Source organism: Roseiarcus sp., assembly GCF_052145395.1.
In the GTDB taxonomy this organism is placed as follows: Bacteria; Pseudomonadota; Alphaproteobacteria; order Rhizobiales; family Beijerinckiaceae; genus Roseiarcus.
This window is the reverse complement of the sequence record NZ_JBKQOT010000708.1, coordinates 1-3,347: the sequence shown is the minus strand read 5'-3', so window position 1 is coordinate 3,347 and position 3,347 is coordinate 1. Positions and strand designations below refer to the sequence as shown.

The 3,347-nt window shown below is 67.5% G+C and carries 4 protein-coding genes; 3 read left to right on the top strand and 1 reads right to left on the bottom strand.

Going from position 1 to position 3,347, the window contains the following annotated elements:
• Positions 1 to 263 precede the first annotated feature (263 nt).
• Entirely contained in the window at positions 264 to 683 is a 420-nt protein-coding gene (locus tag ACLP25_RS24265) for a GlcG/HbpS family heme-binding protein (RefSeq protein ID WP_442471687.1), read from the top strand.
• A 236-nt stretch (positions 684 to 919) separates the two neighbouring features.
• On the opposite strand, the gene ACLP25_RS24260 is transcribed toward ACLP25_RS24265, so the two are convergent.
• Entirely contained in the window at positions 920 to 1,498 is a 579-nt protein-coding gene (locus ACLP25_RS24260; protein ID WP_442471686.1) for a PEP-CTERM sorting domain-containing protein, read from the bottom strand.
• Between the two features lie 277 nt (positions 1,499 to 1,775).
• On the opposite strand from ACLP25_RS24260, the gene ACLP25_RS24255 reads away from it, so the two are divergent.
• Both ACLP25_RS24255 and ACLP25_RS24250 read left to right on the top strand, forming a co-directional pair.
• On the top strand, positions 1,776 to 2,000 hold the full coding sequence (locus ACLP25_RS24255) for a hypothetical protein (RefSeq protein WP_442471685.1): 225 nt from the start codon (positions 1,776 to 1,778) through the stop codon (positions 1,998 to 2,000).
• 144 nt (positions 2,001 to 2,144) lie between these two features.
• Positions 2,145 to 2,498: a hypothetical protein gene (locus ACLP25_RS24250; protein WP_442471684.1), complete on the top strand. Its 354-nt coding sequence runs from the start codon at positions 2,145 to 2,147 to the stop codon at positions 2,496 to 2,498.
• The last annotated feature ends 849 nt before the right edge of the window (positions 2,499 to 3,347 follow it).

The window sequence follows — 3,347 nt, the reverse complement described above, 5'->3', positions numbered from 1 at the left end:
GCCGCGGAGCGGATCGGGCGCCTGGCCATGCGCCGGTCGCGATATCGCGGCCGTCGCACCCTTCCCAGCCTCGCCGATCTCGGCATGGACGAGCTGACCCAGGCGGGCCTGGTCGCCCGAGCCAACCCGGCGGGCGGCTTCGGGTCGATTTAAGCGATCAGGGTCGCGGGGCCCTCCCCTCGCCTCTGGGAAGACCCGTCCTTCCGCGGTAAGGATAAGGCTGGCGCCCGTCGGCGGCGCGATGCAGGACAAGGACGGCGACCATGGCGCTCAAACTCTCGGAGGCGCAGGCGATCGTGGCGGCGGCGCTGAAATACGCGCGCGACGCCAAGCTGAAGCCGTTGGGCTTCGTCGTGCTCGACGAACGGGGCGCGCTGCGTGCGGCCGCCGTCGAGGACGGGACGAGCCTCGCCCGCTGGAAGGTCGCCTACGGCAAGGCCAACGGCGCGATCAGCATGGGCCTTAGCTCGCGCAAGCTCAACGACATGGCGATCGAGCGGCCCCATTTCGTCGCCTCGCTGGCGAGCGTGTTCGGCGAGGGCGTGGTTCCGGTTCCCGGCGGCGTGCTGATCCTCGACGCCGCCGGCGCCGTCATCGGCGCAGCCGGCGCCTCGGGCGATGCGTCCGACAACGACGAGGCGGCGCTCATCGCCGCCATCGCCGAGGCGGGGCTGAGGAGCTGACGGTCGAGAGCCGACGCTTGATGCCTGCGTCGCCGCCCGGAGCCGAGATATTGCGGAAGTCGTGGATTGCAGCCGCAAACGCCGCCAGTGGGAAAGCAAGCGGTGGGAGGAAAGTCCCGCCCATCGCACTCGCCTATCGGAGTCTCCGAGCACTGTGAGCGATCGTCAAGGGACGAGAGCGTAAAGCTCAACGCGCGCTCGAAGGCAGGGTCAACCATCCCTTTTTGTCACGGCGGCTATTCGACCGCCACAGCATGTCTGCGCAAAGCGCGATTGCCCACGAAGCCGAGACCGATGAAGCCCAAAAGCATCATCGCCCACGTCGAGGGTTCCGGAACGGCCGTGGCGCCGGGCGGATCGCCAACGACGAAATCGACGCCGAAGCCCCCGGTTCCATCTGCGATGAGATTGTACCCGAAGGTCAGATCGACAGTAGGACTGGAATTCCGGCCGAGATCGACGACCTGATCCTGAAAGAAGCTCTCGGCGCTTGTCAGGTCGGTGAAGGTCCAGTCGTCAATCTTCGCGCCGTTGTCCAGTACGTAAAACTCGAGCGACTGGAAACCGAGCCCGTTGACGAAGCCGTTTTGATCATCGCCAATCAGGCCCAGCAGCACGTCTCCACGGTAGGCGAAATCGAAAGTCGAGGTCGCGCTGTATGTGAGACTCGCTCCGCCGCCGTCGGGTGCGTAATTGGCGCCCATGATCGCGGTCCCGAACGTCGCCTCGCGCGGTCCGAGTAAGGCCGTGGCGACAATTCCGGCCCCGCCCACAAGCGTCTCGAGGTAGGTTTTGCCCGGCAGACCCGTCGCCATCGCGTAAGCAGTCTGGCCGGGATCGCCGAACGCTTGACCCGCGCCACCGCCCTGCGCAATCGCATTCGTGGTCGCTGTGGATGCGGCGGGAGCGGTTGCTGTTGTCTGAATCAGCGAAAAACCGGAAAGATTGGTTTGCGCCGTCGATTGCGCCTGTCCGCTCGACCCAACCGCGGCAGATTGGGCCTGCGCGGCATTCCCGTTGATCGTCGTTGCGGTTGAGTTCGCGTTCGCGGAACCGCCGGCGCCAGATGGTCCGGGCGGGAAAACGGCGTAGTTGGCGCCTCCAGCCCCGCCCGTCGCCGTTGCGCTCGCGCTTGCGGCGCCGCCCTTCATCGCGCTCGAAGTCGCGGTCGCGTTCGCCGCTCCGCCAGCCCCTCCGGCGCCGCTGCCGATGCTCGAGGACATATTGCGGAAGGCGCCGCCTCCGCCGCCCGTGGCTGCGGCCGTCGCCGCGCCTCCGTTCGTCGCGCTGGCGTTCGCAGTTGCGGCGCCGCCGTAGCCCGGCGAGGAACCCGTGGCGCCATCGCCGCCGATCGCCGTCGCGAGCGCCGGGCCGCCGCCAACCAGATTTGAACTGGCGGTTGCGCCCGCGGCGCCTCCGTTGCCCCCGACGCCTACAGCTCCGCTCTCACCGCCTCCGCTCATGCCGCCTCCGCCGCCGGTTGCGCTTGCGGTCGCCGATCCGCTCGTCGCGCCGGTCGCATTGGCGGCCGCGCTCGCCATGCCTCCGTCGCTGCCGTTTGCGCTCGAAGGCGTGAGTTCAATTCCCATCGCGCCAGCGCCGCCAGTCGCGTTTGCCGTTGCGGCCGCAGAACCGCCGATGGACCCGATCGCATTGGAATTTGCCGCGGCCGCCCCACCGACTCCTCCGCCGGATTGCGAACCTCCGCCGGCGCCGCCGTTGGCGCTGGCGCTTGCGTTGGCGGCGCCGCCGTGCGTCGCCGTCGCCGAGGCCGTTCCGGTCGCACTCCCCCCTGCTCCGCCCGAGCCGGAATAAATTGCACTTCCGCCCGCGCCGCCAGATGCGTCGACGCTCGCATTCCCGGCGCCGGCCGCGCTGGTCGTGGCCACCGCGCCTGCGACGCCGCCGGCGCCTGCGTCGCCTGCGTTGACGTTCCCGCCGGCGCCGCCCGTCGCAGTGGCGCTATTGGTGGAAACTCCGGTTTGCGAGGCCGTCGCGCTTGCGGCGCCGCCAGACCCGCCGTTTATTCCAGGGGCGCCAATGACGGTAACCGAACTCGCCTGGGACGGCGCGGTCCACAAGGCAAAAGCCGAAATCGTCGCAAGCGAGCCTAAAGCCGCGACCGCAACTTGCTTCCTCATTGTCCACGCTCCCCCTTGAAAGCGGCCCGAAAGGACCGGAACACATGCTCCTCGCCCGGCGCCGCGTTGCAGCAAGCAACACCGTCAAGAGCCATCGGCAGCGTCGACCGCAGCCGGAATTAATCCTTGTTTCCGCGGACCTGCGGCGGGCAGGAAACCCGGCAAAAATGAGCAGCGCCCTGGCGAGGGCGCCGAGGAGGGTCAGCGCAGAACCCGAGCGAACCCCTTGTCAGCCTCGGCTTCATGGCGTCCCCGTGAATAAGCGATTATCGGGCGACAACCTGCTGAAGGTAAACACGGTGTAAACATCCCGTCAAGGCATTTCATTGCGCATTCGCCAACGACGAAATTCCGGCGCTTCCTCGGGCGGTTCTCCGACAATTTTGCGGCACTGTTGTCAGGCCAGCGGGCCTTGAACAGTTGTTTCCCGAATATTGGGTTCGATTGAGCTTCTGGCGAAAGTCGAGCGGAACGGTTCTGCCTTTTGAAGGGACAGGGCGTTATCCGGAGCGGCGGACGGACC